This window comes from Vibrio sp. OPT20 (genome assembly GCF_963889365.1).
In the GTDB taxonomy this organism is placed as follows: Bacteria; Pseudomonadota; Gammaproteobacteria; order Enterobacterales; family Vibrionaceae; genus Vibrio; species Vibrio splendidus.
Genome location: NZ_CAWPOA010000035.1, coordinates 40152 through 55929 on the forward strand (window position 1 = coordinate 40152; position 15778 = coordinate 55929).

At 44.1% G+C, this 15778-nt stretch carries 12 protein-coding genes; 9 read left to right on the forward strand and 3 right to left on the reverse strand.

Features of this window, described 5'->3' with window-relative positions; genetic code table 11:
* Nucleotides 1-162: 162 nt before the first annotated feature.
* Both AACR09_RS07520 and AACR09_RS07525 read right to left on the reverse strand, forming a co-directional pair.
* Nucleotides 163-1353 (reverse strand): hypothetical protein, encoded by a 1191-nt coding sequence (locus tag AACR09_RS07520; RefSeq protein ID WP_193836273.1) that lies wholly within the window; start codon nucleotides 1351-1353, stop codon nucleotides 163-165.
* A gap of 199 nt (nucleotides 1354-1552) precedes the next feature.
* Entirely contained in the window at nucleotides 1553-3550 is a 1998-nt protein-coding gene (locus AACR09_RS07525; RefSeq protein ID WP_193836274.1) for a hypothetical protein, read from the reverse strand.
* 137 nt (nucleotides 3551-3687) lie between these two features.
* Between AACR09_RS07525 and AACR09_RS07530 the strand changes: the two genes are divergently transcribed.
* From AACR09_RS07530 to AACR09_RS07550, 5 genes are read left to right on the forward strand one after another with little or no spacing between them, the layout of a single operon-like run.
* Nucleotides 3688-4791, forward strand: a complete 1104-nt coding sequence (locus AACR09_RS07530) for a cytochrome-c peroxidase (RefSeq protein ID WP_193836275.1) — start codon at nucleotides 3688-3690, stop codon at nucleotides 4789-4791.
* Nucleotides 4778-5944: a cytochrome-c peroxidase gene (locus AACR09_RS07535; RefSeq protein ID WP_193836276.1), complete on the forward strand. Its 1167-nt coding sequence runs from the start codon at nucleotides 4778-4780 to the stop codon at nucleotides 5942-5944. The genes AACR09_RS07530 and AACR09_RS07535 overlap by 14 nt, the downstream gene beginning before the upstream one ends.
* On the forward strand, nucleotides 5941-6525 hold the full coding sequence (locus tag AACR09_RS07540) for an arsenate reductase (azurin) small subunit (protein WP_193836277.1): 585 nt from the start codon (nucleotides 5941-5943) through the stop codon (nucleotides 6523-6525). Before AACR09_RS07535 ends, AACR09_RS07540 begins: the two co-directional genes overlap by 4 nt.
* Nucleotides 6525-9251 carry a molybdopterin-dependent oxidoreductase gene (locus tag AACR09_RS07545; RefSeq protein WP_193836278.1) on the forward strand — a complete coding sequence of 909 codons (2727 nt, stop codon included), beginning with the start codon at nucleotides 6525-6527 and terminating at the stop codon, nucleotides 9249-9251. Before AACR09_RS07540 ends, AACR09_RS07545 begins: the two co-directional genes overlap by 1 nt.
* A gap of 9 nt (nucleotides 9252-9260) precedes the next feature.
* A complete protein-coding gene (locus AACR09_RS07550; protein WP_102491153.1) occupies nucleotides 9261-9704 on the forward strand; it encodes a CopD family protein in 444 nt (147 codons plus the stop codon).
* A 169-nt stretch (nucleotides 9705-9873) separates the two neighbouring features.
* On the opposite strand, the gene AACR09_RS07555 is transcribed toward AACR09_RS07550, so the two are convergent.
* Nucleotides 9874-10329: a plastocyanin/azurin family copper-binding protein gene (locus AACR09_RS07555; protein ID WP_228011024.1), complete on the reverse strand. Its 456-nt coding sequence runs from the start codon at nucleotides 10327-10329 to the stop codon at nucleotides 9874-9876.
* A gap of 620 nt (nucleotides 10330-10949) precedes the next feature.
* Between AACR09_RS07555 and nirB the strand changes: the two genes are divergently transcribed.
* The 4 genes from nirB to cobA form a co-directional block, all read left to right on the forward strand.
* Nucleotides 10950-13508, forward strand: a complete 2559-nt coding sequence (nirB, locus tag AACR09_RS07560) for a nitrite reductase large subunit NirB (RefSeq protein ID WP_004731120.1) — start codon at nucleotides 10950-10952, stop codon at nucleotides 13506-13508.
* A gap of 15 nt (nucleotides 13509-13523) precedes the next feature.
* The gene (nirD, locus tag AACR09_RS07565) at nucleotides 13524-13847 is read left to right on the forward strand and encodes a nitrite reductase small subunit NirD (RefSeq protein ID WP_004731122.1); all 324 of its coding nucleotides are present in this window, start codon (nucleotides 13524-13526) and stop codon (nucleotides 13845-13847) included.
* Between the two features lie 123 nt (nucleotides 13848-13970).
* Nucleotides 13971-14786, forward strand: a complete 816-nt coding sequence (locus AACR09_RS07570) for a formate/nitrite transporter family protein (protein ID WP_193836279.1) — start codon at nucleotides 13971-13973, stop codon at nucleotides 14784-14786.
* 459 nt (nucleotides 14787-15245) lie between these two features.
* Nucleotides 15246-15778: uroporphyrinogen-III C-methyltransferase (gene cobA / locus AACR09_RS07575; RefSeq protein WP_228011026.1), on the forward strand; the 533-nt coding region annotated here is incomplete at its 3' end.

Consider the following 15778-nt stretch of genomic DNA (forward strand, 5'->3'; position numbering starts at 1 on the left):
CCCGATCAGAAATGGTCGGGCTTTTTTACGTCTGCAGGAAAGTGGTTTGGCTTTTGAATGCTTTTCTTTTGCCTTTTCAGATAGAAGAACGCCCGTAAAACCCATTCATTACCTTCGAAAGGTTAGACACATTTAGAGCTGAATCAAAGAGAAAGTTGCTAGTCAAAGAGTCCAACGCTGATCAGTGAACTGCACTTGTTCAATGCTTGATAGGATATTCAAGCCATCGCGCGAAGTAACGGTGTCATTGAGCTGAAATTTACCGCCCCCAAGATTGTGGATTTGGTATTCACTTTTAGGACCATGTACTACAACCGTATTAACACCTAAATTTCCGGTTACCTTATTATCATATCCATTGATCTCAATATTTGCGTTATTCTTGCCCGATAGCGTTAGTTTCGTCAGATATTGAGAGTGATGAGTGTAGGGCGTTGCTGGGTCATATTGCATTTTAAAAGTGCCGGTGAATGTATCAGCAATGTATGCGTCGTAAGCCAGTGTTGGAGAGAAAATCTGTTCAGTAATATATTGCGCGTTAGGATCTCTTGTAGAAAAGTCGTCGCGAGTTTTAACTTTGTATAACCCCCACATACCTTCGCCACTATACGCCCCCCAAAGCCCGTAATAGCTATCAATGACGGCTGCAAAGTACTCTTGGTCAACACTGACTTCTTCTTGCCACTCTACCAAAGTGTCAACTGGAGGTGTATAGGCATTATGTAAAGCCTGAGTCTGTATTGTATTCAGCTCTTTTTGAAATAAAGGTAATGCCGATTCGCCACTTTGAGGGGAGTTAAGAACACCAATACCATAGTTATGGACTAGGTGGAGAATTTCTTCGTAAGACGCATCGCGGTGCTCTTCATAGTCCTGTCGAACATACCATTCTCCGCCTTCTACTTGAATTTCCTCTTCGAACAAGGGTTGGCCATCCAAATCGTCGTTATATTGGGGCTCATCGTGATAATTCATTAGTTTCAATATTGCGCCATTGTTCGCCATAGCATTTGCAATATCGCGTTTTGAGTCAGCGCTCCCGTACTTAGTGCCATCAACGGGGGTTAGATAGTGATTGAGAACATTGACTGCTTTGACTATCTGATAATTGCTCAGGCGATCCATAATTAGAATATGGATAGATTTGCCATTAGGGGCATTGACCGCGACATGTCGGTTATAACCTGCTTTGGAATACGCAGAGAACTGAGAAGGGACCGCTTCTATTGTGATCCCGTGAACAACGGATGGTTTGACATTTTCTTGGCTTGCCACAGGCTTGCTTTGGCTTGAACTATTACAACCGACAAGAAGAACAGTGGCAGCGAACGCAGTTAAAGATAACACTTTCATGGTACACATCTTATGATTTAGAACGTGGTGCTAATATACCGAGATGTCGCGTGATATTGGGTGATTGCAGTTGCCGTAATACATACCCATACAATGTCTTACAATGCCCGTGATCTGTTGGCTCTGTTATTTTAACCTGCCAACCAATCGAAAAATAGTGTGTCAAACCTTAAATCGGTCGATTGTTAGTGCTAATAGGTTATGTGATTTGCATATTTTGTGTACAAAGGAACGCAAGCGCAGCTTGTAGAGCTATTGAAGGTGAACCTTGGATTTTCTCAGCAAGTACGTTGTAGACTGTATTGGCATCAAAAAGAGTGATTTGAGGATAAAGTACGGGCTCTTTTAAGATCAAGCTAACTAGCTCTTCATGTGAACAACCACCAGACTGTTTTAATTGCTTCAGCGCCGCGATTTGGATACCAATATAAGGGTGCTTTAGTAGCCCGAGTAATTCTGTTTCGTCAGTGGTATATCGCACTAAACAGACTTGTAGAGCGAGGCTTTCAGAGGCTATTAGTTGTAAACGGTGTTGATCGATCCAGAGAGTACCAAGCCAATCGATGATACTTTCGAGATTGGAACAATCATCATTCAAGACTAGATCTAATACCGATTGGTTGAAGTAGGGCGTCTCAACGTCGGTCAAGTTGATATGATGACAACGCAAGGCAATGACTAGCGCGTGAAATTCAGCGTTGGATAGGCTGGTAAATTTTTTAGTCGAGCAAAGCTCCATCAGATATTGCTTGTCTTGACAGTATTCAATCGCTAACGCTAGGTTTGACAAGCTTTCGATTGCAACTCGTTTGGTTCGAGCATGTCTTGTTGAAGGTTTTGAATGCGCTGATTGCCTCAACGAATCAAGCGTGGAAGTGATAGGAGGCTGTGTGGCACTAGCGTCATCATTCGGACCGTTAAGTTGTCGATGTGGTACTTCTGTTGTCGCCGTTTCTCTTTCTCTTTCTCTTACGGTTTGATTGGTTGTAATAATTACAGGTAAGTCGACAATTAGCTCTTTTAGATAGGCCTGAGAACTCGGTGCTAGAGTATGAGATAGGTGATCAATGAGTTGTCGCCTCACTGAATTACTGCAAGTGCCCGATTGCAGTTGCTGACGGATAAAGGCAAGGCTTAGGGTTTGTGATATGTCACTTAGTAAAACATTCAAGCAATCAAGTTGAGTCGCTTCGTCTAAGCTCGAAAACTTCTCATAAAAGACGGGCATAAAGCGGCTAAGTTGGGCTTGTTTACTCTGCGGGTTTAAGCTCGAAATTAACTGAAGTATCGACGTTATTGAATGAGGGGGCTGCCGTTTATCTTGCCATTGATTCACGAGTTGTTGCTTGTGATTATCGCTAAGCAGTGCCGAAAGGATATCGATTGGAATTTCTTGCAATAAGTCGTGCTGACCAAGGTGCTTAATGTCGACTTGGTAATTCCATTTTTCCAATGTACTGAGAGATGTTTGTCTTATCTGTGGGTCTAAGTGCGAAAGGCCAGTTAAAAACATTTGCAAATACTCACGACTGTTCATTTGAGACAGGCGTTTAAAGGCGATTTGCTGGCAACGTAGATCTTGGTGTTGCGTGGCTTTGAATAACGTTATTTTATCCGGTGTGCTTTTCAATAACATACGCATATCACTTGTGCGCGTTACTGCAAAGTTCTCTTTAAGCAGTGCCGGTGAGTGACGCGATAGCACTGAGACTAGTTTGACCTGAACATCAGGCTCAGGGTCACTTCGAAGCAGGGGCAGTAAACGACTCGCTTGAATGTAATCTAAATTAAGTTCATGGTTATCCAAAATACGCGCAGCATTCAAACGGATATCATCACCATCATTCCATTCACCTTCCCAGTAATCGATATCGTCACAAACGACGTCTATCAATAATCCCTTCGCTTGTTCTGAATCGTTGTTGTGCTCAATAGCATTCAATGCGGCTAGTTTTACTTCGCTGTCATCCCACTGTTGAAAGCAGTGGATGATGTCTTTGATAGGAGCATGCTTGTCTTGAGCTAAACATTCTAGGCTTGTGATAACAACATCTACAACGTTGGATTCTAAACCTGTAAGCAAGAGGTGTTTAGTTTGCGAAAATTGAGCGAGAAACTGAGTTGCTAGAATTTGATCGGATACGTTCCCAGCAAGATAGGTATGTTCGACACAGAGAAGGAATTTATCGAGAGACATAGGTTTTAGTACCACTGAACTAACAAGTTTGAATAATAACTCTTATCATTCCGAATTGTATGATCCTAATCATATCTTTAATGTTTCACGTATTAATAATAGGCTTCATTGATAATAATCCTTAAAAAGGAATGCCGATGAGTGTTTTACGAGCACAGTCCACACTTCAAAGCTTCGCTCGAAAAGTCTGCGTAGTATTGTGCTCCTTTTTTACGATGAATTTACATGCTGCTTTGCCTCCTTTAGATATCGATCCAGCTCAAGCAGAACTCGGTAAACGACTGTTTTTTGATACTCGCTTGTCCGGGGATGACTCGATATCGTGTTCCAGTTGCCATATTCCGGCGAATGGCTTTTCTTATCCTGAACCGTTAAGCCCTGCGTATACGGGGAGTGATGGATTTCGCAATGCTCCAACACTTATTAATGCAGCCTATAAGGAGGTGTGGTTTCACGATGGTCGTATTGGCACCAATCTAAACGATGTGGTGCGGGAGAATATCACTGAAGACTGGCTGATGAATATGGACATGCGTTTGATGCAGGAACGCCTCAAACAAGACCCTATATACGTCAAGATGTTTAAAGCGGCTAATCTAGGAGAACCTTCAAATGGCGGAGTGCGCAAAGCCCTGCCTGAATATCTAAAAACATTGACTTCGAAAAACGTCCCTTTTGACAAGGGTGAGCTTAGCGACTTAGCGAGCCAGGGAGAAAAGCTGTTCACAGGCAAAGCGGGGTGCAGCCAATGCCATCGTGGCGCTCTGTTTTCGGACGGAAAGGCACACAATACCGGAGTGCCAGAAAATCATGAGATATTTTTAGACCCAATGCGGCATCAATCTTTCCTTGCCTACAACATGTTTATGGGTGTGCAAGATTACTTAACGTTAAAGCGCGATGTTGGTGCGCATGTTCAAACTCATAAAGCGGATGGTAGCGATCGCGGTAAGTTCATTACGCCAACGCTGCGAGAGCTGACTCAAACTGCGCCGTATATGCACAATGGTATGCTGGCTACGCTTGAAGATGTGGTTGAGTTTTATAATCAAGGCGGTGGCGAAGACTCATATAAAGACTCTCGACTCACCACGCTTTCCCTAACGGACTATGAAAAAAAGGCGCTGGTGGCTTTTTTGGAATCGTTATCTGGAGACGCCCTTATAGGCGAAGAATACGAATGGTTAGACTATGACTTCGGCTACGAATACACGGAGGATTGGTCAAATGCTCGTAACTAAGCGCTCTGTATTAAAGACGGCACTCTTTATTCTTATTGGGATGGCGGGTCTTCCTAAGGTTGTTGATGCAAAGGTACAGCTTGAGCCTCTCGGGGAAGTACCTGTGCCAGCGGACAATAAACAAACGCCTGAAAAAGTAGATTTAGGAAAGATCTTGTTTTATGACGGACGACTCAGCGGTGATACGACGAGCCCATGTGCTGGTTGCCATATTCAATCTCAGGGCTGGGGTTTTCCTGATGACTTATCTATGGGGTACCCAGGTACGGTACATTGGCGCAATAGCCAAACGATTATTAATGCGGCTTATTACGACAAATTTTTCTGGGCGGGCAGCGCTATGTCATTGGAAGCGCAAGCCAAAGATGCAGCGAAGGGCGCGGTCGCGGGTAATGGTGAAGATGACATCATGGAAGCGCGTTTGGCCTTAGTACCTGAGTATGTTGAACGTTTTAAGCGAGTGTTTGGTGATGATACTCCGAAAATACACAACGCTTGGCGCGCTATAGCCGCATTTGAACGTACGATGATTCAACGTGACACACCAATAGACAACTATTTACTCGGTGACAAAACCGCTTTGTCTGAGTCCCAATTGAAGGGAAAAGCACTGTTTGAGGGCAAAGCGAATTGCATTGCTTGTCACAACGGGGCTTTGGCATCTGACCAGAAATTCTACAACATTGGCGTGCCGCCAAGCCCTTGGTGGAATGATGATGGATTAGCGCAGATAACGTTTCGATTTGAGCTTTATTCTAAAGGTGTCACCGAAGAGATGTACCGCACCACAAAGGCCGACCCCGGTGCTTACTTTCGAGCTAAACGCAAAGAGATGTTAGGTAAGTTCCGCACACCGAGCCTACGTTATACAAAATACACTGCGCCCTATATGCACAATGGCACTATTCCAACTTTAGAAGCGGTGATTGATTTCTACGATCGAGGTGGTGTGGCAGATGATGGGCGCACTACTGGATACCCTCAGACCAAATCTGCTTTGATTCAACCTCTTGGTTTAACGGAACAAGATAAAAAGAACTTACTGAGCTTTGTAGAAGCATTTTCAGGTGAACAGATTTTTATTGAAGAGCCAACCATTCCAGAATACCAACCGCTATTTACTAAAGAAGAACTTGCTGGAGCAGAAAAATGATCGCCAACTCAGAGCAAAATTCGAGTAAACGACACAACAAATGCATGATGTCACGACGTGATTTTTTACTTTATTCCGGTGCGGCTACTGCCGTATCTATGGTTCCTCTTACCTTATTTGCTGGGACTGATTCTGAAACTCAAGTTGGAGGTCGTGTTGTCGGTTACCCGCGTAAGAAAATCGCCCAGTTAAGCCAACTTAGTAACCACATTCCGGTTCACTTTCAATATCCAGATGGAGGGAAAAACTCGATTGCGATGCTGGTTAAATCCGACATCGAATGTGGTGGTGGGATAGGGTTACAGCGCGATATTGTGGCGTACTCGATGACGTGTACTCATCAAGGTGGGCCTTTAACAGGTGCTTACAAAGCAACAGGAGAGCATCGCATTGTCGGGCAGTGTCCATTCCACCTGTCTACATTTGATTTACGACGTCATGGCATTATGGTTTCTGGTCAAGCCTTTGAGAGCTTACCTCAAGTACTGCTCGAGCTCGAAGGTGACGACATCTATGCAGTTGGCGTTATGGGGTTGATCTTTGGTCGCATGGAAAACCTGATCGATGTGGAGGTAGATTAATGAGTGAATCTTCTTCAAGCAATCAATCTCCTTTAAACCGTCAGTACCTCCAACCGACTAATACTTTACTGCCTCCTGTTCATGCTGAAGTTATCACAACAGCCTGTGACTATTGTATCGTGGCGTGCGGTTATAAGGTTTATCGTTGGCCTGTAAATAGCCCTTCAGGTGGAGCTCGCGCTAACGAAAATGCGTTTGCTGTCGACTTCCCGGTTCATGCATTACAAGCTTGGGTTTCGCCACAGCAACATAATATTGTTTCGCATAATGGCAAACCACACCATGTGGTTGTAGTGGCAGATAAAGACATACAGGTTGTCAATAAAGGCGGTGACTCTTCGGTTCGTGGTGGACTGCTCGCAAGAAAGCTTTATAACCCAGAAACACCAACCAAAGATCGATTGAAACAACCACTTGTTCGAATTAACGGTCAGTTACAACCTGTAGAATGGGATTTTGCGCTGGATATTGCGGCCCAAGTTGGTCGTCACGTGATTGATACGCACGGTTCGAACAGTTACTGCGTAAAAACCTATTCTTATCAGTATATTGAAAACACCTATGCAATAACAAAGTATGCATTGCGTCATGTCAATACCGCGAATTTTTCGTTTCATGACACGCCGTCAGATGTCACCGCAACCCCGGGCTTTCGAGATGCGGGTTTTGATAATTTTGCTCCAAGTTATGATGACTGGGGCGCGGCAGATACTTTGATGATCTGCGGAACGGATCCGTATGAGACCAAAACCATCATTTTTACGCAGTTCATTATGCCTGCGGTGCATCGTGGAATGAAAACCGTAATTTTGAACCCTCGTGAAACCGCAGGCATAGCGTGGCTTAAATCTCAAGGTGGATTGCACCTCGATATTAATCCCGGCAGCGATAATCTTGTGGTTGGTGCAATTGCTCGAGTGATCTTAGAGCAAGGCTGGCAAGACAATGAGTGGATTGAAAACTGGGTTAATAATAAATGGGAATCGAGTTCAGGTTTTGGTCAGGGTACTCGTAATACGCCATGGCAGTGGAGAACCACTTGGGGCAAGTTCCAAACCGATGGCTTTGATGATTATAAGCAATGGAATTTAGAGCAGAAAGAATACGCACCTGAGTATGCCGCGTCGATAGCGGGTATCGACGTCGAGAAGATCCACAAAGCTGCCGAGATGTTGGCAATGCCAGTGAATGGTCAAAGAGTTAAAACATCAATTGGTATAGAGAAGGGCTTTTATTGGTCGAACAATACCGGAAATACCAACGCCATCGCCTCCCTTGCAACGATCATCGGTACTGGTGGCCGAGAAGGGCGTGTTATTGGTCGATTTGGTGGGCATCAACGCGGTGGGTTAGCGGGTGGGAAACTTCCAAGGAACAAGTCTCCTGAAAAAGTGGCAGGCAGACGCAGACGCTCAATAGACACCGATAGGTACCTCTATTCCGGGCATACCCGTATGGCACATGTCATTGGTACAACATGGATTCAAGCTATGTGTGGTAGTTATGGGTTGAAAGAGAAATTCACCGACTTAACGACACGTAACCCTCACCAAGCGACGCGACGTGATAAACAGCACATTATAGATACACTCAAAAGGCGTGCAGATTCCGGTGGAATGGTCGTCATCAATCAAGATATTTACTTACGTGATCCTATAGGTAAACAGTTTGCCGATATCATCTTTCCGGCTGCGACTTGGGGGGAAGAGGATTTCATACGCGCTAATGGTGAGCGTCGGCTGCGCCTTTACCAACAGTTCGCTGATGCGCCGGGTCAGGCTAAGCCAGACTGGTGGATCGTTGCTCAAATGGCTTCCCGGATGGGGTATGACGGGTTTGATTGGCAAAACTCGAATGACGTAGCCGAAGAGTCATCGCGATTTAGTCGCGGTAGCCGTAAAGATTTCAATATGATCAAAGTTGCAGCACATTCTGAAGGAAAAACACTTCATCAAAAGCTCGCTGAATTTGGTACCGAAGGGATCCAAGGCCCTGTATTTTATAACTATGACACCAAAAAGCTGATTGGCACTAAACGCCTACATGATACTGAAATGAGTTGGGGTGATCTGGTCGACAAAGGGCTGCAAGATGGGCCTCAAGGCGCCAATATTATGCGTAAACAGCTTACTCAATTTAATAGTCAGACGGGGAAGGTCAATCTTCAAAAACACCCTTGGGATCTGTTCAGTGATTTCCACGCTTGGCTTACCCCAAAACAGGACGAGTTATGGTTTTCGAATGGTCGTATTAACGAAATTTGGCAGTCAGGTTTTGATGATACCGAGCGCAGGCCTTACATCACGCATCGTTGGCCTGAAAACTGGATTGAAGTACACCCAGAAGATGCGGAAAAACGGGGCATAGAAGCTGGAGATGAAGTACTGGTGTATTCGGAGCGGGTGGCCAATTTTAAAGATACGATTCTGGGTATCGAGTCAGACGATTTCCAGTTTAGTAACCTAATGAAAAATGGTCACATTCAACTGGATTACGCGGAGATTAAAGCCGTTGCGATTGTCACCTCAGCCACGAAAAAAGGTGTGTTGTATTGCAATATGATGGACATGAAGAACCCAGCGAATGCTTTAACAACAAGGGTAGTTGACCAAATCAGTGGTAACTACAACTACAAAATGGGCGTCGCCAAAATAAAGAAAATTGGTGAATCAAAATATAAGCGTGAGTTTGAAGGGTTCTCCTTTGCACCACGTAACATTGTGTAAGGGAAGTTTATGTTTGGCGTATTATTGGTTTTGCATGTATTGGCTGCCACCATTTGGACGGGAGGGCACATTATTCTCAGCGTCGTTATCCTTCCTAAAGTCTTGAAACACCGTTCTCCAGAAATGTTATTGGAATTCGAGCAAGGGTACGAAAAAGTGGGAATGCCTGCTTTGGTGATTCAAGTGGTGACCGGGTTGATGCTCGCTTATCATATGTTGCCGGACGTTAGCTTATGGTTTGATATGTCGATTCCATTGGCTCATGGCATTGCCGCTAAATTGACGTTGCTGTCTCTGACGGTATTGCTAGCCCTAGACGCACGCTTTCGTGTGATTCCAAAACTATCGAAGGACAACTTGGTTGATATGGCGCTGCACATTGTGCCAGTGACTATTATTTCAATTTTGTTTGTGGTTGTCGGAGTTTCATTTAGAACGGGGTGGTTAGTTTGATATGTTTGTACGTTTAGTGCGAAATATTTGACCATGTCTAAGTAGATAACAAGAAACAGCGCTAATTCGGCGCTGTTTCTTGTTACTGACTCCCGAAAATCGTTTTCAGACAGGCATTCCTATCTCAATACCAAATGGAGAGTCGGTGCTTTAAAAGTAGGGACAAAGGTTATTGAACCTTTTGCTCTGCTTGATCGAGCAAGCCTTGCATCTTCTTCTGAGCTCGGCGACTCACACGTTTTTTGGCCGCAGTGCGAGCTTCTTCTAAGTTAACACTTGGGTCACCCACGACCACTAGCGCCACCATTCCGTGTCGGTGATGTACTTTACATTTTATGCCATAAACTCCGGGCTTATCAAAAGTGACTTCCTGAGCGTTTGACCCGGATATCATAAGAGGTTTAGCGCCGTTAGGAAGCATCCCTTGAATACTATGGGCTGTATGAGAGCCAACGGTTCCTTTAAAAAGCACCTTATCACCAGGTTCGATTTCTACGTAATCAGGAATAAATTGATACATCTTGTCGATGTTCTCAGAATTCATGTCCATCACTTGTTTGATGACTTTTGTTTCAGCAAGTGCAGGAGTGGCAATGATAGTTAAGATCAGTAGAAGTACACGCATAGTAGTTGGCTCTATCAAATGAGAATTATTTCCAATAATTTTAATTTATTCACCGTTTGGTTGAAAGCTTGATTTGATATAGCCTCGGTGAATTTGAACGCTATATGTGCTGGATCAATTAAATTAACAGTTTGGTAACTGGGAAAGCTTTGTCTTCAAGGCTCGTTAATAATCTAAGGACATTTTGCGAGTTGTTTGTCACGATTCGGATTTAATAAAATGGATGACATTATGATTCAATGTTCATTTTTTGATCATTCATTCGGCTAAACCCTTTCATAACTGCACATAGTTCTTCATGAATTTGGAAATTAACGTAAGTTTCAGCGTTGTGTTAAGTAAGTAAATGAAAATGATTGTCATTTACTTGCGTTATTGCTAACCTATTGTGAAACTTTACAACACTCTCTCAAGTGCGCCAAAGTGTATATAAAATCCCGCTAAACCCTATCAAAACCAAGGCTATTCGTTTGCTTAGCTCGATAAATAAGCAGATCTACCTCTTTTGTTCTACCCCTTTCGGGTAGTTCGTTTTCGTAATTGATTTACATCATATTTTCATTTTCTTTCATAATTCATTATTCGTGTAGTTAAGAAATATATAACCTTCAGGAATTCTTATGAGCAAGATGAAGCTAGTCGTAATCGGTAACGGGATGGTAGGCCATCGCTATATCGAAGATTTAGTCGAGAAGACAGATGTTGCAAACATGGACATTACGGTGTTCTGTGAAGAACCACGTGTTGCGTATGACCGTGTTCACCTTTCTTCTTACTTTTCACACCACACTGCAGATGAACTTTCTTTAGTTAAAGAAGGTTTCTACGAGAAACACGGCATCAATATGCTGATCGGCGAACGTGCTATCAACGTTAACCGTGAAAAGAAAACAGTTTACTCAAGCACTGGTCGTGAAATTCAATACGACAAGCTTATCCTTGCTACGGGTTCTTTCCCATTCGTACCGCCGATTAAAGGCCACGAAGGTAAAGACTGTTTTGTTTACCGTACTATCGAAGACTTAAAAGCTATCGAAGCGACCGCTAAGAATTCTAAATCTGGTGTTGTTGTTGGTGGTGGTTTACTTGGCCTTGAAGCAGCAGGCGCACTTAAAGCGCTTGGCGTAACCACTCACGTTGTTGAGTTTGCTCCAAAGCTTATGGCAGAGCAGCTTGATCTTGCAGGTGGTAATCAGCTTCGTCAAAAGATCGAACGTATGGGTGTCAATGTCCATACAAGCAAGAACACGCTTGAAATTGCTCCTGAAGGCACTGAAGCTCGTAACGTGATGCGTTTTGCAGACGGCACTGAGCTAGAAACTGATTTCATCGTATTCTCTGCTGGTATTCGCCCACAAGACAAACTTGCTCGTCAAATGGGTCTAGGTATTGCGCCTCGCGGTGGTATCGAGATCAACGATCACTGTCAAACGACAGACAAAGATATCTACGCAATCGGTGAGTGTGCGTCTTGGAACCAAACGTTCTACGGGCTAGTGGCTCCTGGTTACAAGATGGCGACAGTTGCCGTTGACCACGTTGTTGGTAACGAAAGCACATTTGAAGGTGCTGACATGTCTGCGAAGCTTAAGCTTCTGGGCGTGAAAGTAGGTTCAATCGGTGATGCAAACGGTCGTACTCCTGGTTGTAAAAGCTACGTTTACCAAAACGAAGAGCAAGAAGTTTACAAACGCTTAATCGTTTCTGAAGACAACAAGAAACTGCTTGGCGCAGTAATGGTTGGCGATACTTCTGATTACGGTGACCTTCTTCAACTTATGTTGAACGAAATTGACCTACCAGAACACCCAGATGCATTGATTCTTCCAGCACACGCTGGTGGTGAAAAACCAACGCTTGGCGCCGACTCATTACCGGAAACTGCCGTTATCTGTTCTTGTTTCGACGTAACCAAAGGCAAGATCGCTCAAGCGGTCGCTGAAGGTCACCATACCATTGGTGATATCAAAGCAGTGACCGGCGCAGGTACAGGTTGTGGTGGTTGTATTCCACTTGTAACTTCTGTACTAAACGCTGAACTTGCAAAAGCGGGTGTAGAAGTGAAGAACGACGTTTGTGAGCACTTTGCTTACTCTCGCCAAGAGCTTTTCCACCTGATTCGTATCGAAGAAATCAAAACATTCGACGAGCTACTTGAGAAATACGGTAAAGGCTACGGCTGTGAAGTATGTAAGCCTCTAGCGGGTTCTATCCTTGCTTCTTGCTGGGGTGACCACATCCTTAAGCCTGAACTAGTAAAACTGCACGATACCAACGACAACTTCTTAGGTAACATTCAGAAAGATGGTACTTACTCGGTTATCCCTCGTATGGCGGGTGGCGAAGTAACGCCTCAAGCTCTAAGCGTTCTTGCGGATGTTGCGGCTGAATACAACCTATATACGAAGATCACTGGTGCACAACGTATCGGTCTATTCGGTGCTCAGAAAGATGACTTACCAGCAATCTGGAAGAAGTTAATCGCTGCAGGTTACGAAACGGGTCAAGCTTACGCAAAAGCACTTCGTATGGCTAAGACATGTGTTGGTTCAACTTGGTGTCGTTACGGCGTTCAAGATTCAGTTGGCCTAGGCGTGATGATCGAGAACCGATACAAAGGCATCCGTACTCCTCATAAGATGAAGTTCGGTGTGTCGGGCTGTACTCGTGAGTGTGCTGAAGCTCAAGGTAAAGATTTAGGTATTATCGCAACGGACGCTGGTTGGAACATGTATGTGTGTGGCAACGGTGGTATGAAGCCTCGTCACGCAGATTTATTGGCAAGCGACCTAGACCAAGAAACACTGCTGAAATACATCGACCGTTTCATGATGTTCTACATCCGCACGGCTGCGCCACTACAACGTACTTCGGTATGGATGGACAACCTAGAAGGCGGCGTTGACTACCTACGTGAAGTGATTGTTGATAATAAACTTGGCATCAACGACCAGCTTGAAGCTGACGTCGCTGGCCTAGTGGGTAACTTTGCGTGTGAGTGGACTGACACTATCAACGATGAAGCTCAACTTAAGCGCTTCTCACACTTCATCAATGCTGATGACCGTGATGAAAACGTTGTGTTTGTTAACGATGGCCGTGAACAACACCGCCCAGCAACATTTACTGAAAAACACCCAGAAGCGAAGGGCGACATCCTTCACGTTGAACTGGTTTAATTGGGAGACGACATCATGGCATTTACCAAAGTTTGTAAGATCGAAGATATTATTCCAGGTACCGGTGTTTGTGCATTGGTTGGTGGTGAGCAAGTTGCTATTTTCCGCCCAACAAAAGCCGAAGAAGTGTTCGCTATTAGTAATACTGACCCGTTTTTCCAATCAAACGTTTTATCTCGCGGTTTAACGGTTGAGCACAAAGGTGAGCTTTGGGTGGCGAGCCCACTTAAGAAACAACGCTTTAACCTAGCAACAGGTGTGTGCATGGAAGACGAGAACTTCAGCGTTAAAGCGTATAAAGCTCGTATTACCAAAGGTGCTGTTGAAATCTCAGCATAATCGAATACGTAACAAGATTTGATAGATCAAGGGTTCTAGTTATCGACATTGCCTTAGTTCGGCAACTAGAACCTTTTCCTATCCGATTTTAACTTTTAATTTTAACTTTTTAAGGACAACCTTATGTCTCCTGATTTTAAACCAGCTGAATTCGTTCAAACGATGATCGATGTGGGTGAAGCGAAAACGAAAACGAGTACTCGTGATCTTCTGATTCGAAGCACAATGGCAGGCATCATTCTTTCTCTTGCCGTTGTTGTAGCAATCACGGCTATCGTGCAAACAGGTATCGGCATCGTTGGCGCACTTGTGTTCCCTGTGGGTTTTGTCATTTTAAGCGTAATGGGCTATGACCTAGTAACAGGTGTATTCGGCCTTGCTCCTTTAGCGAAATTCGATAACCGCCCAGGTGTGACTTGGGGTCGTATACTGCGTTGTTGGGGTATCGTTGGCCTTGGTAACCTTATCGGTTCTCTAATCGTTGCGGTACTGGTTGCTATCTCATTAACGGGTAATTTCTCTCTAGAACCAAATGCAGTAGCGCAGAAATTCATCGCTGTTTCTACTGGTCGCAGCCTAGGTTTTGAAAACATGGGTATGGACGGCTGGATCACATGTTTCGTGCGCGGCATCTTCTGTAACCTAATGGTTTGTCTAGGTGTGATTGGTAACATGACAGCACGTACTGTGTCTGGTCGTGTCGCAATGATGTGGTTCCCAATCTTCATCTTCTTCGCACTAGTATTCGAGCATACAGTAGTAAACATGTTCCTATTCCCACTGGGTATGATTCTAGGCGCTGATTTCGGTATCGCGACATGGTTGAACTTCAACCTTATCCCAACAATCCTAGGTAACATCGTAGGTGGTTTGTTCTTAACATGTGTACCTTTGTTCCTAACACACGCTAGAACCGCTCCTTCTTTAGGTGCTAAGTAATTCTGAATACGGTGAAACGTAATTTGGTATGAGATTAAGAGCCCCAACAACATGTTTGGGGCTTTTTTAGTTCGAAAGCCTTAAACATCATCAATGCGCTGATTTTTATTGAGTAATACCAATCACAGTAAGTAAGTGATCAGAAATAGCGCAGGAAAAAGGCTTGAGAACAAGGCGGAATTTTTCGATAAGTAGTTATTCTACAATCAAAAATTCTAACGAAGTTATCGAGCGTTTTAACCAGCTAGGATGAACAGTTATTTACTACGATTGGTATAAAATACCCGCAATAGACTGTTTTGTTATAATTACTTCTATCTTCGTTAGTATTTAGACTGAATATTTAACTCAACACCTGATAGTCTAAGGGTTAAGGATTTGGATAAGTCATCATGAATACAGTGACTTATCACATAGATTGAAGCTTGAGATAAAACAAGCAAACCTTCGGAGCACAGCATGTCAGAAGTATCGTCATCGAATGTTAAAGAAGTAACCAAAGGATTGGTTTCATTAGTAGGCGCGGGCCCTGGTGACCCAGACTTACTTACCCTAAAAGCGGCACGCGTTATTCAACAGGCTGATGTGGTCGTTTATGACCGCTTAGTATCTAAAGATATCTTGGCAATGGCTAACTCCGATGCAGAAATGCTGTATGTGGGGAAAAAGCTCGACCATCACTGTGTACCACAAGATCAGATCAACCAACTGCTCGTGACTAAAGCGCAAGAAAACAAGCATGTTGTTCGCCTTAAAGGCGGTGACTCGTTTATCTTTGGTCGTGGTGGCGAAGAGTGTGAAACTCTCGCTGAAAATGGTGTGAAGTTTGAAGTGGTACCCGGAATCACGGCAGCGGCGGGCGCGACGGCTTACGCAGGCATTCCGCTAACACATCGAGATCACGCACAAAGCGTTCAATTCATTACTGGTCACCTAAAGAAAGATGGTGAAGATATTGATTGGCGTTCGCTTGCTCAACACAATCACACGAT